This is a genomic window from Glycomyces halotolerans (assembly GCF_054779575.1).
On record NZ_BAAGXZ010000003.1, the window covers coordinates 157404 to 175328 of the forward strand.

Consider the following 17925-nt stretch of genomic DNA (forward strand, 5'->3'; position numbering starts at 1 on the left):
GGCCCGGAAGAAACGAACCGAACCCGTCCGGGTTCAAGCTGAGAGGAGAGTTGCGCCGGTGAGCGATTACCGCGTCAGCCATCTCGCCGCGCTGGAGGCGGAGGCGATCTTCATCTTCCGTGAGGTCGCCGCGACCTGTCAGCACCCAGTGCTGCTCTTCTCGGGGGGCAAGGACTCGATCGTCATGCTCCACCTGGCGCAGAAGGCCTTCGCGCCGGCGCCGATCCCGTTCCCGGTCATGCACGTCGACACCGGGCAGAACTTCGACGAGGTCATCGAGTTCCGCGACCGCCGCGTCGCCGAGAGCGGCGTGCAGCTCATCGTCGCCTCCGTCCAGGACGCGATCGACCGCGGCCTGGTCACCGAGCCTCCGGACGGCACCCGCAACCGGATCCAGACCCCGGTACTGCTGGAAGCCGCCGAGAAGTACAAGTTCGGCGCCCTCTTCGGCGGCGCGCGCCGCGACGAGGAGAAGGCCCGCGCCAAGGAGCGCGTGTTCTCCTTCCGCGACGACTTCGGGCAGTGGGACCCCAAGAACCAGCGCCCCGAGCTGTGGAACCTCTACAACGGCCGGGTCCACCCCGGCGAGCAGATCCGGGTCTTCCCGCTGTCGAACTGGACCGAGCTGGACGTGTGGAACTACATCGGCGACCAGGACATCGAGCTGCCGCCGGTGTACTTCGCCGCCGAGCGCGAAGTCGTCGAGCGAGACGGCATGCTGTACGCCGTCAACCGCTTCATCCGGCCTCGCGACGGCGAGCGGGTCTTCACCGAGAAGATCCGCTACCGCACCGTCGGCGACGCGAACCTCACCGCCGGGGTCCGCTCCGAGGCGACCACCGTCGAGCAGATCATCGCCGAGGTCGCCGCCACCCGCATCACCGAGCGCGGGGCGACCCGCGGTGACGACAAGACCTCGGAGGCCGCGATGGAAGACCGGAAACGGGAAGGGTACTTCTGATGACGGACGCCGCCACCATGACCGCCGCGAAAGGCGAGGACACCGCCGAGCTGCTGCGCTTCGCCACCGCAGGCAGCGTCGACGACGGCAAGTCGACCCTGATCGGGCGGCTGCTGTTCGACACCAAGACCCTCTTCGAGGACCAGTGGGAGTCGGTCGAGGCCGTCAGCGCCGGCCGAGGCGACGAGTACACCGACCTCGCGCTGCTCACCGACGGCCTGCGCAGCGAGCGCGAGCAGGGCATCACGATCGACGTGGCCTACCGCTACTTCGCGACGCCCGAGCGCAAGTTCATCATCGCCGACACGCCGGGCCACATCCAGTACACGCGCAACATGGTCACCGGCGCCTCGACCGCCGATCTGGCGCTGATCCTGGTCGACGCCCGCAACGGCCTGGTCGAGCAGTCGCGGCGCCACGCGTTCCTGTGCTCGCTGCTGCGGGTGCCGCACATGGTCCTGTGCGTCAACAAGATGGACCTGGTCGACTACGACGAGGCGGTCTTCAAGCGGATCGAGCGCGACTTCTCTTCGTTCGCCACCAAGCTCGAGGTGCCGGACCTGACGGTCATCCCGATCTCGGCGCTCAAGGGCGACAACGTCGTCCACCGCTCCGAGCACATGGACTGGTACCAGGGCCCGAGCCTGCTGCACCACCTCGAGCGGGTCCACATCGCCTCCGACCGGAACCTGGTGGACGTGCGCTTCCCGGTCCAGCACGTGATCCGGCCGCACTCGAACGACAACCACGACTACCGCGGCTACGCGGGCCAGATCGCCTCGGGCGTGATGAAGCCCGGCGACGAGGTCATGGTCCTGCCGAGCGGCTTCACCTCGCGCATCGCCGCGATCGAGACCGCCGACGGTCCCCTGGACGAGGCGTTCCCGCCCTTGAGCGTGACGGTGCGGCTGGAGGACGAGCTGGACGTCTCGCGCGGCGACATGCTGTGCCGCCCGCACAACCAGCCGCGCGTCACCCAGGACGTCGAGGCGCTGGTGTGCTGGATGGACGAGACCAAGCCGCTGCGGCTGCGCGGCAGGTACTCGATCAAGCACACCACCGCCGACGTGAAGGCGATCGTCAAGGACGTGCAGTACCAGCTGGATGTGAACACGCTGCACCGCGATGAGACCGCGAGCGAGCTGAAGCTCAACGAGATCGGCCGCGTGACGCTGCGGACGACCAAGCCGCTGCTGTGCGACGACTACCGCCGCAACCGCTTGACCGGCGGCTTCATCGTCATCGACGAATCGGACCACCGCACCGTCGGCGCCGGCATCATCGTCTGAGCGGGTCGCCTCGGACACCGCGGCGACCGGCCCGGCTACCGCCCGGCGGACTGCTCGAAGGCCTTGCGGACCGCCACCGGGGCCTTCAGGTACCAGGCGTCCTCGACCAGCTCGGCCAGGCGGTCCCGGTCGACCTGCTCCAGGTCGATGAGGATCATGTTGTAGCCGTCGTAATGCGGCGTGGTGTAGAAGGCCGGGTCTCCGGAGGCGAGCAGGGCCGCCTTCTCGCTCGGATCGCAGACGATCGCCAGGCCGCCCTCGGCCTCGGTCCGCAATCGGGCGAAGAACCGGCCCTTGACCTTCAGCGACGGGGTCTGCCAGCTCGTGGTCTCCACGACCTCCGGGTACCGGCAGGCGATCGCCACGACCTCGTTCCATGTCGGCATCTGGGCTCCCTTCGACAGCTCCATGCTCCCGCACGGGTGCGACAGGGAGGCCCGAGACGACAGGCCCCGGGTCCCGCTAAGGATTGATCCACTCGGCGATGGTGAGCAGACTCGCCGCCGATACGCCCAGCACGCCCACGGCGACGATCGCGGCGGCCATCAGACGCAGCGGCGTCTGAGTCCAGTCCGGCCCCAGCTGGCGGCGCGTGACCGGCATGCTGCGCGACGCGCCGGTGATGTCGGGCCGCTCGGACCGCGCCGCCGGAGCGGGCGCCTCACGTTTCGGCTTCAGGCGGGGGAGCAGCTGCGTGTCGCCTCGGACGCCCGCGGGGTCGGCGGCCGGGACGCGGTCGATCTGGACCGTCACCGGCCCGACCGTGCCCCGAACGCCGTCGCCGACGCGGGCGAAGCCGCCGGTGTCGGCGCGGTGGCGCGAACCGGCGTCGCGGGCGATGTCGATCTGAACGGTGTGGTTCTCCCCGGTACCGCGGACCCCGTCGCCGACCGTGGGCAGCTCGCCGGTGGTCGGATGCGACGGATCGCCGTAGCCCGGTCCCCAGCCGAAGCTCATCGGCCCCTACTCCTCGACTTCCGAGAGGATCCGATCGAGGTGGCCCTCCATGTTGGTGATCTCGCTCTGCTGGACGGTCACCATCCGCCGCGCGGCGTCGGCGACCGTCTCATGGTCGCCCACCTCGAGGTACGCCTCGGCCATCTCGATGCCGCCGATGTGGTGGGCGATCATCAGCTCCGCGAACCTGACGTCGGACTCACGGCCCTGGAGCTCCTTGTACTCGGCCATCTCCTCGTCGGTGGCCATGCCCGCCATGGGGCGAGAGCCCTCACCGCCGTGGTCGTGCTCCTCGCCGGCCCACGCCATCGGGTCGGGGGCGCTCATCTGGACGTCCCACTCCCGCAGCCACGAGCGCATCATCCCGATCTCTGCGCTCTGCGCGGTGGCGATGTCGTAGGCGATCGTCCGCATGGCCTCGTCTTCGCCGTTGAGCCACTCGTACATGGCCATCTCGACGGCCTGCTGGTGGTGCGTCTGCATGTCGCGGGCGAAACCGGCTTCGGGCGAGTCGTTCCCCGGCGCCGAAGCGGCGCTCGCCCATCCGATCGCGAACCCGGCGGCGAGCATCAGCACCGCCGTCATCGCCACCAGCACAGCGGGTCGACGCCACAAAGCCATTCGGTACTAGCCCTCTCCCTCGGCGCCCTCCTCGGGGGCGCTCTCCTCCATCTGGTCCAGCAGTTCCTGGTATTCCTCTTCGGTCATCTGGGTGTCGCCGGCCGCGTCGGCGGTGGTGGTCGTGACCCCGTCCGAGCAGGTCGCGCCCATCTCGGCCGCGTAGTCGGCGTTCTGGATGAAGTGATTCAGGAACTGGTCAATATTAGGGTCGTCGACGTCCTCAGTCTGGTATTGGTTGCCCCACGACTGCAGGGAGATCTTGACGCCCTGCCCAGGGTAGGGGCTCATGAAGCTGAAGTCGCGGCCCTCGACCTTCGAGGCCAGCTCGGCGACCTCGTCCTCGCCGGCGATCTCCGGGTCGTAGGTCAGCCAGACCGCGCCGTGCTCCAGGGAGTGGACGGCGTTGCCGTCGGCGATCGGGTCGTCGTAGACGACGCCGCTGCAGGTCTGCCAGGCGCTGAGGTGGTTGCCGCCCGCCGGAGGGGTGATCTCGTAGGTCGGCGTGTCGTTCGCGGGATCCTCGTCGGCGTCCACGTGGCCCTGCTGCAGGACCCACGGGTGCTCGAGGTCCTCCGCGGTGATCTCGCCGGAGGACAGCGCCTCCTGCGCCGACGCGTAGTCCTCGTACGGCGCGTAGTAGCTGACGACGTCGCCCTCGGGCGGACGGCTGCGGTCCCAGACGACGAACGCGGCGACCGCGATCAGGCCGAGGGCGACCACGCCCACGACGGAGAAGGTGATGATGAGGCCCCAGGGCTTGGGCTGCTTCACCTGGACGGCGCGGCCCTTGCCGCCTGATTTCCTGCCGGCCGTCGGGGAGGTTTTCTTCTTCGATGCCATTTCGCGCGGTGAGCCTTATTCGTCGACTTCGGGATGGGCGCGGGCGCAATGCCGGATCTGACCGGCTGATCGCGCTCGCGTAGGTCACCATACCCGGTCGACTCGGGAGGCCTACGACGAGAGAGCTTCATAACACTCTGCGGGTCCGTCACATCCGGGCCACACCGGGGTTTCTCACTCGCATGCGCCGATTCGCGACGTCTACCATTGCCTGGTGACTCCTGAGACGCTCGCAGAGAAAGTGCTGTCCGCCACGCGCGGGGCGTTCGCCGACCTCGGCCTCGACGCCTCCGTCCTGCCCCCCGAGACGGCAGTGGAGCGACCCCGAAACCCCGAGCACGGGGACTACGCCTCGACGATCGCCCTCCAGGTCGCCAAGAGGGCGGGGACGAACCCGCGCGCGCTCGCTCAGGAGATCGCCGACAGGCTCGCCACCACCGAGGGCATCGCCAAGGCCGACATCGCCGGACCGGGGTTCCTCAACGTCACCCTCGCCGCAGGTGCCGCCGGCTGGATCGCCGGCGAGATCGTCGCCGAAGGCACCGCCTACGGCTACAACGACTCCATGAAAGGCGCCCACGTCAACCTGGAGTTCGTCTCGGCCAACCCCACCGGTCCCGTCCACGCCGGCGGCACCCGCTGGGCCGCCGTCGGCGACGCGCTGGCGCGCATCATGCGCTCCTCCGGCGCGAAGGTCGTCTCCGAGTACTACTTCAACGACGCCGGCTCCCAGATCGACCGGTTCGCCTCCTCGCTGCTGGCCCGGGCCAAAGGCGAGCCGACCCCCGAGAACGGGTACGGCGGCGCCTACGTCGACGAGATCGCCGCCGAGGTCGTCAAGCGGCACCCCGAGGTCCTCGAGTCCGACGACCCGCGCGAGGTCTTCCGCACCGCCGGCGTCGAGCTGATGTTCAACGAGATCAAGACGACGCTCACCGAGTTCGGCACCCACTTCGACGTCTACTTCAACGAGAAGGAGCTCCACGACAAGGGCGAGCTCGACGCCGCCGTGGAGCGCCTCGCCGAGCACGGGCACGTCTACGAGGCCGACGGCGCGACCTGGCTGCGCACCACCACCTTCGGCGACGACAAGGACCGGCCGCTGAGGAAGTCGGACGGCTCCTGGACCTACTTCGCCGCCGACTGCGCCTACTACCTCGACAAGCGCGAGCGCGGCTTCGACAAACTGGTGCTCATGCTCGGCGCCGACCACCACGGCTACGTCGGCCGGATGCAGGCGATGAGCCGGGCCTTCGGCGACGAGCCGGGCACCCTCGAGATCCTCATCGGCCAGATGGTCAACCTCCTGCGCGACGGCACGCCGGTGCGGATGTCCAAACGCGCCGGGACCGTGGTGACCCTCAACGACATCGTCGAGGCCGTCGGCGTCGACGCGACCCGCTACGCGCTCACCCGCTACTCCGCCGACTCGCCGATCGACCTCGACATCGACCTGTGGACCAAGCACGGCAACGACAACCCGGTCTACTACGTGCAGTACGCGCACGCCCGCATCGCCGGAGTCCTGCGCAACGCCGCCGAACTCGGCCTCGGCCGCGGCGAGGGCTACGACGCCGAACTGCTGACCCACGAACGCGAGAACGAGCTGCTCAAGGCGCTCGCCGAGTTCCCCGCCGTCGTGGCCTCCGCCGCCGAACTGCGCGAACCCCACCGCATCGCCCGCTACGCCGAGGACCTCGCCGGGGCCTACCACCGGTTCTACAACGACTGCCGCGTCCTGCCGCGCGCCGGCGAGGACTTCACCGACACCGGACGGGCCCGCCTGTGGCTGGTCGAGGCCACCCGCGTGGTCATCGCCAACGCGCTCGCCCTGCTCGGCGTCACGGCCCCGGAGCGGATGTAATGCGCATCCACGAAGCCGGTGCGATGCACGGCGACTTCTCCTCCCTGAGCCCGCACTGGCTGAGCGTGCCCGACGACGTCAACGCCCTGCTCCCGCAGCTGTGGGCCCGTGGCGTCGAACGCTCCGACGAGGGCGTCCTCCACGTCGGCGGCATCCCGGTCGCCGATCTGGCCGCCGAGTTCGGCACCCCCGCCTACATCCTCGACGAGGACGACTTCCGGGCCCGCTGCCGCGCCTGGGTCGAGGCGTTCGACGGCGCCGAGGTGTACTACGCCGCCAAGGCCTTCTGCTCCAAGGCCGTGCTCCGCGCCGCCGTCGAGGAGGGCCTGAACGTCGACGTCTGCACCGCCGGGGAGCTGGCCGTAGCCCTGTCGGCCGGGATCGACCCGGCCCGATTGGGCCTGCACGGCAACAACAAGTCCCCGGCCGAGCTGCGCCAGGCCGTCGAGCTCGGCCTCGGCCGCATCGTCGCCGACTCGTTCACCGAGATCGAGCGGATCGACCGCATCGCCGCCGAGACCGGCGCCCGCCCCGACGTCATGGTCCGCGTCAACGTCGGTGTCGAGGCGCACACCCACGAGTACATCGCCACCGCCCACGAGGACCAGAAGTTCGGCTTCTCGCTCGCCGACGGCGACGCCTACGAGGCCGCCCGCCGCGTCATCGCCTCCGAGCACCTCGAACTGGCCGGGCTCCACTCGCACATCGGCTCGCAGATCTTCGACACCGCCGCGTTCGAGGTCTCCGCGGCCCGAGCGGTCCGCCTCCAGCTGCGGCTCCAGGAGGAGTTCGGCATCGCCCTGCCCGAACTCGACCTCGGCGGCGGCTTCGGCATGGCTTACACCAGCCAGGACGACCCGCAGCCCCCGGCCGACATCGCCGCCTCGCTCGGCAAGATCGTCCAGGCCGAGTGCGCCGCGGCCGGGATCGAGCCGCCGCGCCTGTCCATCGAGCCCGGCCGCACCCTCATCGGCCCGGCCGTCTTCACCCTCTACGAGGTCGGCACGGTCAAGCCCGTCAGGCTCTCGCAGGGCGCCTCGCGCCTGTACGTGTCGGTCGACGGCGGCATGAGCGACAACATCCGCCCGGCCCTGTACGACGCCTCGTACTCGGCCACCCTCGCCTCGCGCTCCTCCTCGGCCGCGCCGGTTCTCGCCCGCGTAGTGGGAAAGCATTGCGAAGCCGGCGACATTGTTGTTAAAGATGAATTCCTGCCGGCCGACGTCGCGCCGGGCGACCTGCTCGCCGTGCCCGGCACCGGCGCCTACTGCAGGTCCATGGGCTCGAACTACAACCACGTTCCGCGCCCGCCCGTCATCGCCGTACGACACGGCCAGGCCCGAGTGATCCTCGCCCGAGAGACGGTAGACGACCTCCTGCGTCTCGACGTGGGCTAGAAACCACCAGAAAGGTAACCAGCGATGAAACTCGCGCTACTCGGATGCGGCACCGTCGGCAGTGAAGTCGTGCGCCTCATGCGAATGCGCGGGGAAGAGCTGGCGACCCGAGTGGGGGAGAGCGTCGAGATCGCCGGCATCGCCGTCCGGCGCACCGACCGCGACCGCTCGCACCTGCCGGTCGACCAGTCGCTGTTCACCACCGACGCGTTCGGGCTCATCAAGCGCGCCGACGTCGACATCGTCGTCGAAGTCGCCGGCGGCATCGAGCCGGCCCGCGACTGGATCACCGCCGCGCTCGGCGAAGGCAAGTCCGTGGTCACCGCCAACAAGGCCCTTCTGGCCGAGGACATGCCCGCCCTGGCCGCCGCCGCGAAGGCCGGCGGCGCGGACCTGTACTACGAGGCCGCCGCCGCCGCCGCGATCCCGCTGATGCGGCCGCTGCGCGAGTCACTCCACGGCGACACGATCAACCAGGTCCTCGGCATCGTCAACGGCACCACCAACTACATCCTCACGCAGATGTCCCAGACCGGCGCGACCTTCGGCGAGGCGCTCGCCGAGGCCACCGAGCTGGGCTACGCCGAGGCCGATCCGTCGGCCGACGTCGACGGCTACGACGCCGCCGCCAAGGCCGCGCTCATCGCCTCGCTGGCGTTCCACACCCACGTGGACCTCTCCGAGGTCCACCGCGAGGGCATCACCGCGGTCGGCCAGGCGGACATCGCCTCGGCCGCCGCCGAAGGGCGCGTGGTCAAGCCGCTGTGCATCGCGACCCGCGAAGAGGACGGCGGCGTGTCGGTGCGGGTCCATCCCGCGATGATCCCCGCCACGCATCCGCTCGCGAACGTCAACGGCGCCTACAACGCCGTGTTCGTCCAGGCCGAATCGGCCGGACAGCTGATGTTCTACGGAGCGGGAGCCGGGGGGACCGAGTCGGCCTCGGCCATTCTCGGCGATATCGTGGCCGTGGCGCGCAACAAGCGCGGCGGCATCACCGCCTTCCCGCCCGAGGCCGCCTACTCGGACCTGCCGGTGCGACCCATCGGCGAGGCCAAGACCAGGTACCACGTCAGTCTCGACGTCGTCGACGAGCCCGGCGTGCTCGCCCGCGTGGCGGCCACCTTCGCCCACCACGGCGTCAGCCTCGCGACCGTCCACCAGTCGGGCCGCGAGGACGAGGCCCAGCTCGTGGTCGTGACCCACAGCGCCTCCGACCGCCAGTTGTCGGACACCGTAGAGGAACTGTCGCAGTTGGCGTCGGTGCACCAGGTCACCAGCGTCATGCGCGTCGAAGGAGAATAGGACGACATGTCCGAGAGTGCTATGAGCCAGGGGTGGCGCGGTCTCATCGAGGAATTCCGCGACCGGCTTCCGGTCACCGACGCCACCCCCGTGGTGACGCTGCACGAAGGCGGCACGCCGCTCGTGCCCGCCCCCGTGCTCTCCGAACGCACCGGCTGCGACGTCTACCTCAAGGTCGAAGGACTCAACCCGACCGGGTCCTTCAAGGACCGCGGCATGACCCTGGCCGTGTCGAAGGCCGTCGAAGCCGACTCGAAGGCCGTCATCTGCGCCTCGACCGGCAACACCTCGGCCTCCGCGGCCGCCTACGCCGCCCGCGCGGGCATCACCTGCGCCGTGCTCGTCCCGGCCGGGAAGATCGCCCTCGGCAAGCTCGCGCAGGCGCTGGTCCACGGCGCCAAGCTGCTTCAGCTCGAAGGGAACTTCGACGACTGCCTGGCCATCGCCGACAAGCTCTCCCAGGACTACCCGGTCACACTGGTCAACCACCTGAACCCCAACCGGATCCAGGGCCAGAAGACCGCCGCCTTCGAGGTCGCCGCCGTCCTCGGCGACGCCCCGGACGTGCACTGCCTCCCGGTCGGCAACGCCGGGAACATCACCGCCTACTGGCTCGGCTACGGCGAGGACCACGAGGCCGGCAACGTCACCAAGCTGCCGCGGATGCTCGGCGTCCAGGCCGCCGGGGCCGCGCCGATCGTAGGCGGGCACGTCGTGGAGCACCCGCAGACGATCGCGACCGCGATCCGCATCGGCAACCCCGCCTCGTGGACGAAGGCGCTCGACGCCGAGAAGGAGTCCAGCGGCAAGATCATCGCCGCCACCGACCGCGAGATCCACGCCGCCTACATGCTCCTGGCGCGCAGCGAAGGCGTCTTCGTAGAGCTCGCCAGCGCCGCCAGCGTGGCCGGGCTGCTCAAACAGGCCGAGGCCGGCTGGCTCGGCAAAGGTCAGACCGTTGTGTGCACTGTCACAGGAAATGGTCTGAAAGACCCCGATTGGGCGGTTTCCACCGCTCCGCAGCCGCAGACGATCCCGGTCGACGTGGTCCAGACCGCGACCGCGCTGGGGCTGTGATGTCGGCGGTCCCCCTCGGTCGGACCGCCACCGCGCGCGTTCCGGCCACCTCGGCCAACCTCGGGCCCGGCTTCGACGCGCTCGGACTGGCGCTCGACCTGACCGACGAGGTCACCGCCGAGGCCACCGACTCCGCCGTCGTGGTCGAAGTGGAGGGCCACGGTGCCGGCGCCGTGGCCACCGACGAGCGGCACCTCGTCGCCTCCACTATGCTCCGTACCTTCGAGACGCTCGGCGTCGAGGCTCCCGGGCTCCGGCTCAAGTGCCGCAACCGGATCCCGCACGCGCGGGGCCTCGGTTCGTCGTCGGCCGCGATCATCGCGGGGATCCTGCTGGCCGACGAACTCGCCGCGGGGCGCATGAGCCGCGCCGAGAAGCTGGCGCTGGCCAGCGAGATCGAGGGTCATCCCGACAATGTGGCCCCGTGCCTGCTGGGCGGGTTCACCATCGCCTACACCACGGAGGACGGTGCGCAGGCGGTCGGCGTCGATCCGTCGCCTCGGGTCCGTCCGTGGGTGTTCGTGCCCGCCTCGGAGGGGCTGACGGCGGCCGCGCGCGCGGCGCTGCCCGAGCAGGTCCCGCACGCCGACGCGGTGTTCAACCTGTCGCGGGCGGCGCTGCTGGTCGAGGCGATCACGCGCAAGCCCTCGCGCCTGTTCGAGGCCACTGCCGACCGGCTGCACCAGTCGTATCGGGCTGCGGGAATGCCCGAGAGCGCCGACTTGTTGGACCGGTTGCGTTCCGCCGGGGTCGCCGCGGCGATCTCGGGGGCGGGGCCGACGGTGATCGCCCTGTGCGTGGACGGTGCGGCCGTGCCGGTCGAACCCGCCGGTTTCGAGGCGCTCCGCCTCGATGTCGCCGGAGGCGCTACGATAGTGCCCACCAGGGCCGATTTACGGTTCCGCGGGCGAGGTGACGGCCGGAAAACGAGTGATCCTCGGGTCCGTTGGTGAGAATGGTGAGAGTGCGCTACTATTCCTCGTAGACGACCACCCGGTGTCGTGACTGCTTGAAGCCTTGATTATGCTAGTAGTCACAACAGCTGCGGCGCATCCAGCGCACGCCTGATCTCTTGTTTGGGTCATCACCCTCAATCATGGATTTGTGACTTTGCATAGCTCCAGCGTGACATGGCACAGCTCCGACTTCGCATCCGTGAAGTTCCACTTGTGGCACTTGAGCCCCGGCTCTGGTGAGGATCGCAATCACGTGTCACACCGTGCGCGTCGATCATCTATCGCAGGCCGTCGAGTCGCAGAACCTGAGGCGCCGCCTCAACAGGGGCCGCCCGCATCGCGGGACGTCCCGGGTGTACCCGGTACCAGCTGTTGCACCACCACCACCGCGACCAATCCGGCAGCGCGAGGTGGGCGACGCGATGGCGGGACGCAAACCAGAACATCGGCATTGCGGCTATTTGAAAGAAGCGGAAACTCCTCGAATATCGTTCGAAGTTATCCGCCAGGGAAGGAATCCATTGAGCGACACCACCGGCACGACGTCGGACCGGAACAGTGCGGCGTCGGCTCCGGGAACTCTCCCGGAGACCAAGAAGCGTCGCCGGGCAGGAACCGGTTTGGCATCCATGCTGATGCCCGAGCTCCAGCAGATGGCGCAATCGCTCGGCATCACCGGCGTTGGCCGGATGCGCAAGAGCGAGCTCATCGCGGCCATCCAGACGCGGCAGGCGGACGGCTCGGAGCCCGGCGGTGCCAGCGCAGAACAGGAGGCCCCGCCAGTGCCTGACACCGAACACACATCGACCACCGAGTCCGACGCGGCCGTCGAAGCGCCCGCGGCCGAGCAGTCCGAGAGCGCCGAGAGCCAGAGCAACGCGGCCCGCCGCGCCACGCGTCCGGCAGGGCCGCCCCAGCCGCGCCGCCGCGCCGACGACCGCGAAGCGGCCCAGCCGGCCGCCGAGAGCGGCGAGTCGGCCGGCGAGAACGGCAAGAGCACCGCGACCGACGAGTCCGGAGAGGAACGCCCGGTCCGCCGCCGCCGCGTCCGCGGCGGGGAGCGCGCCGAGCAGGGCGAACGCGCCGACACCGACGTCTCCGAGACCGAGCAGCGCACCGACCAGCGCACTGAGCAGCGCTCCGAACAGCGCGGCGACCAGCAGGGCGAGGGCAACGGACGGCGCCGCAAGCGCCGCGACCGCTCCGACCGGCGCCGCTCGTCGAACAACCGCGGCAACGAGGACTTCGAACGCGGCGGCAACGACGAGCAGCTCGTCCCCGTCGGCGGCATTCTCGACATCCTCGACAACTACGCGTTCATCCGCACCACCGGCTACCTGGCCGGCCCGGACGACGTGTACGTGTCGATGTCGCAGGTGCGCAAGCACCGGCTGCGCCGCGGTGACGCGATCACCGGCGCGGTCAAGCCCGGCCGCGGCGGCGATGACAACGGCGGCGGCGGTGGCGGCGGCAAGCAGCGCCGCGAGAAGTACAACCCGCTGGTGCGCCTCGACACCGTCAACGGCATGAGCCCCGACGACGCCAAGAGCCGCGACGAGTTCTACAAGCTCACGCCGCTGTACCCGAACGAGCGCCTGCGCCTGGAGACCGAGCCGAACGCGTACACCACTCGGATCGTCGACCTGGTGGCCCCGATCGGCAAGGGCCAGCGCGCCCTGATCGTCTCCCCGCCCAAGGCCGGCAAGACGATGGTGCTGCAGGCGATCGCCAACGCGATCACCACCAACAACCCGGAGTGCCACCTGATGGTGGTGCTCGCCGACGAGCGGCCCGAAGAGGTCACCGACATGCAGCGCTCGGTCAAGGGCGAGGTCATCGCCTCGACCTTCGACCGGCCGCCGACGGACCACACCACCGTTTCCGAACTCGCGATCGAACGCGCCAAGCGTCTGGTCGAGCTCGGTCACGACGTGGTGGTGCTGCTGGACTCGATCACCAGGCTCGGCCGGGCGTACAACAACGCCTCGCCCGCCTCGGGACGCATCCTGTCGGGCGGCATCGACTCCACGGCGCTCTACCCGCCCAAGCGGTTCCTGGGCGCGGCCCGGAACATCGAGCACGGCGGTTCGCTGACGATCATCGCCACCGCGCTGGTCGAGACCGGTTCCATGGGCGACACGGTCATCTTCGAGGAGTTCAAGGGCACCGGCAACGCCGAGCTGCGCCTGGACCGCAAGATCGCCGAGAAGCGCACCTGGCCGGCCATCGACGTGCACCAGTCGGGCACCCGCAAGGACGAGCTCATGATGAGCACCGAGGAGCAGGCGGTCATGCTGCGACTCCGCCGGGTCCTGGGCTCGCTCGAGTCGCAGCAGGCCATCGATCTCCTGCTCGACCGGCTCAAGAAGACCCAGACGAACGCCGAGTTCCTCATGGGGATCGTCAAGTCGATGCCTTCCGAGTAGTGAGGCCGCTCTGGTTGAGAGCGGCCTCACGGCTTAAGATCGATTATCGGTGCGCAGGTCGCGCACCTGTCGTTACCGAGCCTGTCCACGGTTCGCGGGCCGCCCCCGGGCGCCCCGCGGTCCACGACCGGCCCAGCCAAGCGCCCCGGCCCTGGGGCACGATGCGGTACCGGTTCACGGCCCGACCAGCGCGGGCCGACCCGGCGACCGAAAGAGAGGGACACCATGAAACAGGGGATCCACCCTGAATACGTCGTCACGGAGGTGACCTGCTCCTGCGGGAACAGCTTCACCACCCGCTCGACGGCGACCAGCGGCAAGATCCAGGCTGCGACCTGCAACAAGTGCCACCCGTTCTACACCGGCAAGCAGCGCATCCTCGACACCGGCGGTCGCGTGGCCAAGTTCAAGGCCCGCTACGCCAAGGTCCAGGAGAAAGCCAAGGCCGGCAAGTAGCTTCAGTGCGCAGCGCTCGTGTCAACGGCACGGGCGCTGCGCTTTTTCGTCTCCGACTGCCGACCGCCTCCTCCCACGAAGGGACCACCATGACCACCGTCGCCGACAACCGCCTCGCCTCGCTGCTGGCCGAATACGCCGACCTCGAGGCGCAGATGGGCGACCCCGCCCTCCACGCCGACCCGGTGCAGGCCAAGCGTGTCGGCCGCCGCTACGCCGAACTGACGCCGATCGCCAAGACCGCCGCCGAGATCGAGTCGGCCAAGGGCGACCTGGAGACCGCCGAGGAGCTCGCCGGCGAGGACGCCGACTTCGGCGACGAGGCCGAGCGGCTGCGAGTGCTCATCCCCGAGCTCGAGTCGAAGCTCGCCGAGCTGATGATCCCGCGCGACCCCGACGACTCCAAGGACGTGATCATCGAGATCAAGGCCGGTGCCGGCGGCGAGGAGTCCGGCCTGTTCGCCGGGGACCTGCTGCGCATGTACCTGCGCTACTTCGAGCGGCAGGGCTGGACGGTGGAGACCCTGGAGCACGCCCCGACCGACCTCGGCGGCGTCAAGGACGCCTCGATCGCCGTCCGCACGAAGGGCACGCCCGAAGGCGGCAACGGCGTGTGGTCGCGCATGAAGTTCGAAGGCGGCGTCCACCGCGTCCAGCGCGTCCCGGTCACCGAGTCGCAGGGCCGCGTCCACACTTCGGCCGCGGCGGTGGTGGTCATGCCCGAGGCCGAGGAGGTCGACGTCGAACTGAACATGCACGACGTCCGCATCGACGTGTACCGCTCCTCCGGCCCCGGAGGCCAGTCGGTCAACACCACCGACTCGGCGGTGCGGCTCACGCACGAGCCCACCGGCATCGTCGTCACCTCCCAGAACGAGAAGAGCCAGCTGCAGAACAAGGAGGCCGCCCTCCGCGTGCTCCGCGCCCGCCTGCTCGCCAAGCAGCAGGAGGAGGCCGAAGCGGCGGCCGGGGAGGCCCGCCGCTCGCAGGTGCGCACCGCCGACCGCTCCGAGCGCATCCGCACCTACAACTTCCCGCAGAACCGGCTCACCGACCACCGCATCGGCTTCACCGCCTACAACCTCGACCACGTCATGAACGGCGAACTCGACGAGGTCCTCGACGCCCTCGCCGCCGCCGACCGCGCCGAGCGACTGGCCGGGGGCCGATGACCGGCCGCGCCTGGCCCGAGCTCATCGCCGAGGCCGCCCGACTCCTCGAACGGGCCGGCGTGCCCTCGCCTCGAGTCGACGCCGAGCTGCTGGCCGCTCACGTCACCGGACGCACCCGCGGCATGCTGCTCGCCTCCGGTGCGCCCGATCCGGACCAGTTCGCCCGGTTCGAGACCCTCATCGGCCGCCGCTGCGAGCGCGTCCCCCTCCAGCACCTGACCGGATCGGCGCCCTTCCGCTACGGCGAGATCGCCGTCGGCCCGGGCGTGTTCGTGCCCAGGCCCGAGACCGAGCTGCTGGTCGACTGGGCGCTGGAGCACCTGCCCGAAGGCGGCCTGGTCATCGACGCCTGCTCCGGCTCCGGCGCGATCGCCCACGCCATCGCGACCGAACGGCCCGACTCCCGGGTCTGGGCCGTCGAGCACGACCCCGACGCCTTCGAGTGGACCCAGGCCAACCTGAGCGAGACCGGGGCGACCGCCGTCCTCGCCGACGCGGTCGCCGCGACCACGCTCGCCGAATTCGACGGCAGCGTCGACCTGGTGGTCGCCAACCCGCCGTACGTGCCGATCGACATCGAGGTCGCCCCGGAGGTCACGTACGACCCCAGCGGCGCGGTCTACGCCAACGAGGCCGGACTCGCGGTCATCCAGCCGCTCGCCGCGCGCGCCGCGCGCTGGCTCCGGCCCGGCGGCTGGTTCGGTTTCGAGCACGACGACACGCACGAGAAGGCCGCACCGGAGATCCTGCGGATGTCGGGGTTCGTCGACGTCCGCGACCACTCGGACCTGGCGGGCCGTCCGCGCTTCGCGACCGGAAAGCTAGGCTTGACGCCGTGAGGCTGTTCAACTGCAGGAAGATCAAAGACCGAGCCACCGGACTCAAGTCCGCCGCCCGGGCCGTCTCCGGCGGCAAACTCGTGGTGATTCCCACCGACACCGTCTACGGGATCGGCTGCGACGCCTTCTCCCACAACGGCGTCCGGGCGCTGCTCGAAGCCAAGGGACGCGGCCGCGACATGGCCCCGCCGGTGCTCATCGGCTCCAAGCGCGCCCTCGACGGCATCGCCTCGGACATCTCGGATTCGGCCAAGGAGCTCATCGACGCCTTCTGGCCCGGCCCGCTGACCGTGGTCGTGCCCTACACCCCGACCCTGACCTGGGACCTCGGCGACACCGGCGGGACGGTCGCGGTGCGCATGCCGCTGCACCCGCTCGCGCTCGAACTGCTCAAGCAGACCGGCCCGATGGCCGTCTCCTCGGCCAACAAGACCGGCCGTCCGCCCGCCGCGACCGCCGCCGACGCGAAGACTCAGCTCGGCTCGGCGGTCACCGTGTACCTGGAGGCCGGTCCCTCGGAAGAGAGCGTGCCGTCGACGATCGTCGACTGCGTCTCGGAGCCGCCGCAGCTCCTGCGCGGGGGAGCCCTGAGCCTCGAGCAGATCCGCAAGGTCGTGCCCGAGGTCCTCGACGCCGACGGCTACGGCCCCGGCGAGCGCCCCGAGGACCGGACCGAAGACCTCGAAGAGGCCGAACTGGGAGGCGAGGGATGAGCGCGCCGTTCACGGTGCTGCACGTCTGCACCGGCAACATCTGCCGCTCGCCGATATCCGAGCGCATCCTCGACGGCCTGACCGGCGACGACGTGCTCAACCACGGCGCCGGCACCTCCAGCTACCACCAGGGCGAGCCGATGCAGGAGAACTCGCGCCTCGAACTCGAGGACCGCGGCTTCGAACCCGGCGGCCACATCGCCAGGCAGATCGAGCGGGCCCACCTCGAGAGCGCCGACCTGGTCCTGGTCGCCACCGTCGGTCACGTCGAGTACATCGCCGACCGGTTCCCCGAGGCGGTCGACAAGACCTTCCTGGTCCGCCAGTTCGGCGAGATCGCCGCCGCCTGCCGCGACGAGCTGCCCGAGGGCGGCCCGACCGAGCGCGGGCCGGCGCTGGTCGCCGCGGCCGCCAAACGGCGCGGCGACTTCCCCGAGTCGGACCTGTCCGACCCGTGGGGCCTGGGCCGGCCGACCTACGCGGCCATAGCCGACCAGCTCGTGGAGGCGCTCGAACCGGTCGCCGAGGCACTCGAAGGGCGCCAGTGAAGGCCTCCCGCGGCTTCCTCGGACCGTGCCTGATCGTGTCGGCGGCCACGGCCGCGGCCGCCTCGGCGGCGGCCCTGATCGCCGACGGGCCGAGCGGCGCCGTCGGGGCCGCGACGGGCGTCGTCCTCGCCGCCGGCGGCTTCGCCGGCTCGGTGTGGGCCGTCGCCGCGGCCGAAAAGATAGATCTTCGTCTCACTCTTCCCGTGGCGTTGCTCACGTACATGGTCAAGTTGGCGCTATTCGGCACTGCACTGTGGGCGGTCCGCGTCACCGGCTGGGATGTGGTGTGGCCGATGGCCTTCGGCATCATCGCGGGGGCGCTGGCCTGGCTCATCGCGCAAGGTATTTGGCTATACAGGGCGAAAATCCCCTATATCGAACTTGACGATCGGCCCTGATTTCCATTACACGCCGGTTGCATTGAGGTTGACAAAAGCGCCCTGGCACTGCTCACCCCCAGTGAGCCCGGCGGGCGCTTGCCACGCAGGTCCTGTTAGAGTTCAT

18 protein-coding genes are annotated in these 17925 nt (G+C 69.9%); 14 read left to right on the top strand and 4 right to left on the bottom strand.

What is annotated here, in order from left to right; all coding sequences use genetic code 11:
• The first annotated feature begins 58 nt into the window (after positions 1–58).
• Positions 59–961, top strand: coding sequence for a sulfate adenylyltransferase subunit CysD (gene cysD, locus ACYVL2_RS04255; RefSeq protein WP_460540514.1), 903 nt, complete (start codon positions 59–61; stop codon positions 959–961).
• Positions 961–2250, top strand: a complete 1290-nt coding sequence (locus tag ACYVL2_RS04260) for a sulfate adenylyltransferase subunit 1 (protein WP_460540516.1) — start codon at positions 961–963, stop codon at positions 2248–2250. The genes cysD and ACYVL2_RS04260 overlap by 1 nt, the downstream gene beginning before the upstream one ends.
• Positions 2251–2285: 35 nt before the next feature.
• Here the strand turns inward: ACYVL2_RS04260 and ACYVL2_RS04265 are convergent, their stop codons facing one another.
• The 4 genes from ACYVL2_RS04265 to ACYVL2_RS04280 all read right to left on the bottom strand — a co-directional run bounded on the left by ACYVL2_RS04265 (position 2286) and on the right by ACYVL2_RS04280 (position 4668).
• Complete coding sequence (locus ACYVL2_RS04265) at positions 2286–2636, bottom strand: MmcQ/YjbR family DNA-binding protein (RefSeq protein WP_460540518.1); 351 nt, start codon at positions 2634–2636, stop codon at positions 2286–2288.
• Between the two features lie 76 nt (positions 2637–2712).
• A complete protein-coding gene (locus ACYVL2_RS04270) occupies positions 2713–3207 on the bottom strand; it encodes a hypothetical protein (protein ID WP_460540520.1) in 495 nt (164 codons plus the stop codon).
• A 6-nt stretch (positions 3208–3213) separates the two neighbouring features.
• Entirely contained in the window at positions 3214–3792 is a 579-nt protein-coding gene (locus ACYVL2_RS04275) for a DUF305 domain-containing protein (protein WP_460540522.1), read from the bottom strand.
• 42 nt (positions 3793–3834) lie between these two features.
• Positions 3835–4668 (bottom strand): DUF3105 domain-containing protein, encoded by an 834-nt coding sequence (locus ACYVL2_RS04280; protein ID WP_460540525.1) that lies wholly within the window; start codon positions 4666–4668, stop codon positions 3835–3837.
• A 214-nt stretch (positions 4669–4882) separates the two neighbouring features.
• Between ACYVL2_RS04280 and argS the strand changes: the two genes are divergently transcribed.
• The 12 genes from argS to ACYVL2_RS04340 all read left to right on the top strand — a co-directional run bounded on the left by argS (position 4883) and on the right by ACYVL2_RS04340 (position 17819).
• Entirely contained in the window at positions 4883–6532 is a 1650-nt protein-coding gene (argS, locus tag ACYVL2_RS04285) for an arginine--tRNA ligase (protein ID WP_460540527.1), read from the top strand.
• Positions 6532–7929: a diaminopimelate decarboxylase family protein gene (lysA, locus tag ACYVL2_RS04290; protein WP_460540529.1), complete on the top strand. Its 1398-nt coding sequence runs from the start codon at positions 6532–6534 to the stop codon at positions 7927–7929. Before argS ends, lysA begins: the two co-directional genes overlap by 1 nt.
• Positions 7930–7953: 24 nt before the next feature.
• Positions 7954–9234: a homoserine dehydrogenase gene (locus tag ACYVL2_RS04295; protein WP_460540530.1), complete on the top strand. Its 1281-nt coding sequence runs from the start codon at positions 7954–7956 to the stop codon at positions 9232–9234.
• A gap of 6 nt (positions 9235–9240) precedes the next feature.
• A complete protein-coding gene (gene thrC, locus ACYVL2_RS04300) occupies positions 9241–10311 on the top strand; it encodes a threonine synthase (protein ID WP_460540532.1) in 1071 nt (356 codons plus the stop codon).
• Positions 10311–11264: a homoserine kinase gene (thrB, locus tag ACYVL2_RS04305; protein ID WP_460540534.1), complete on the top strand. Its 954-nt coding sequence runs from the start codon at positions 10311–10313 to the stop codon at positions 11262–11264. The genes thrC and thrB overlap by 1 nt, the downstream gene beginning before the upstream one ends.
• A 524-nt stretch (positions 11265–11788) precedes the next feature.
• Entirely contained in the window at positions 11789–13693 is a 1905-nt protein-coding gene (gene rho, locus ACYVL2_RS04310) for a transcription termination factor Rho (RefSeq protein ID WP_460540536.1), read from the top strand.
• Between the two features lie 225 nt (positions 13694–13918).
• Positions 13919–14149 carry a 50S ribosomal protein L31 gene (gene rpmE, locus ACYVL2_RS04315; RefSeq protein ID WP_460540538.1) on the top strand — a complete coding sequence of 77 codons (231 nt, stop codon included), beginning with the start codon at positions 13919–13921 and terminating at the stop codon, positions 14147–14149.
• 89 nt (positions 14150–14238) lie between these two features.
• Positions 14239–15321: a peptide chain release factor 1 gene (gene prfA / locus ACYVL2_RS04320; protein ID WP_460540540.1), complete on the top strand. Its 1083-nt coding sequence runs from the start codon at positions 14239–14241 to the stop codon at positions 15319–15321.
• Entirely contained in the window at positions 15318–16160 is an 843-nt protein-coding gene (prmC, locus tag ACYVL2_RS04325) for a N5-glutamine methyltransferase family protein (protein ID WP_460540542.1), read from the top strand. The genes prfA and prmC overlap by 4 nt, the downstream gene beginning before the upstream one ends.
• Positions 16157–16873 (top strand): L-threonylcarbamoyladenylate synthase, encoded by a 717-nt coding sequence (locus tag ACYVL2_RS04330; RefSeq protein ID WP_460540544.1) that lies wholly within the window; start codon positions 16157–16159, stop codon positions 16871–16873. The genes prmC and ACYVL2_RS04330 overlap by 4 nt, the downstream gene beginning before the upstream one ends.
• Positions 16870–17421, top strand: a complete 552-nt coding sequence (locus ACYVL2_RS04335) for a low molecular weight phosphatase family protein (RefSeq protein WP_460540546.1) — start codon at positions 16870–16872, stop codon at positions 17419–17421. The genes ACYVL2_RS04330 and ACYVL2_RS04335 overlap by 4 nt, the downstream gene beginning before the upstream one ends.
• Positions 17418–17819: a hypothetical protein gene (locus tag ACYVL2_RS04340; RefSeq protein WP_460540548.1), complete on the top strand. Its 402-nt coding sequence runs from the start codon at positions 17418–17420 to the stop codon at positions 17817–17819. The genes ACYVL2_RS04335 and ACYVL2_RS04340 overlap by 4 nt, the downstream gene beginning before the upstream one ends.
• Positions 17820–17925 lie beyond the last annotated feature (106 nt).

Excerpts from the sequence above, each read along its gene's own strand:
- ACYVL2_RS04295 (WP_460540530.1), top strand. The coding sequence starts at position 7,954 with ATGAAACTCGCGCTACTCGGATGCGGCACCGTCGGCAGTGAAGTCGTG.
- ACYVL2_RS04265 (WP_460540518.1), bottom strand. The coding sequence starts at position 2,636 with ATGCCGACATGGAACGAGGTCGTGGCGATCGCCTGCCGGTACCCGGAG.
- thrC (WP_460540532.1), top strand. The coding sequence starts at position 9,241 with ATGTCCGAGAGTGCTATGAGCCAGGGGTGGCGCGGTCTCATCGAGGAA.
- prmC (WP_460540542.1), top strand. The coding sequence starts at position 15,318 with ATGACCGGCCGCGCCTGGCCCGAGCTCATCGCCGAGGCCGCCCGACTC.
- prfA (WP_460540540.1), top strand. The coding sequence starts at position 14,239 with ATGACCACCGTCGCCGACAACCGCCTCGCCTCGCTGCTGGCCGAATAC.
- ACYVL2_RS04260 (WP_460540516.1), top strand. The coding sequence starts at position 961 with ATGACGGACGCCGCCACCATGACCGCCGCGAAAGGCGAGGACACCGCC.
- thrB (WP_460540534.1), top strand. The coding sequence starts at position 10,311 with ATGTCGGCGGTCCCCCTCGGTCGGACCGCCACCGCGCGCGTTCCGGCC.
- rpmE (WP_460540538.1), top strand. The coding sequence starts at position 13,919 with ATGAAACAGGGGATCCACCCTGAATACGTCGTCACGGAGGTGACCTGC.
- ACYVL2_RS04280 (WP_460540525.1), bottom strand. The coding sequence starts at position 4,668 with ATGGCATCGAAGAAGAAAACCTCCCCGACGGCCGGCAGGAAATCAGGC.
- lysA (WP_460540529.1), top strand. The coding sequence starts at position 6,532 with ATGCGCATCCACGAAGCCGGTGCGATGCACGGCGACTTCTCCTCCCTG.
- ACYVL2_RS04275 (WP_460540522.1), bottom strand. The coding sequence starts at position 3,792 with ATGACGGCGGTGCTGATGCTCGCCGCCGGGTTCGCGATCGGATGGGCG.
- ACYVL2_RS04270 (WP_460540520.1), bottom strand. The coding sequence starts at position 3,207 with ATGAGCTTCGGCTGGGGACCGGGCTACGGCGATCCGTCGCATCCGACC.
- ACYVL2_RS04335 (WP_460540546.1), top strand. The coding sequence starts at position 16,870 with ATGAGCGCGCCGTTCACGGTGCTGCACGTCTGCACCGGCAACATCTGC.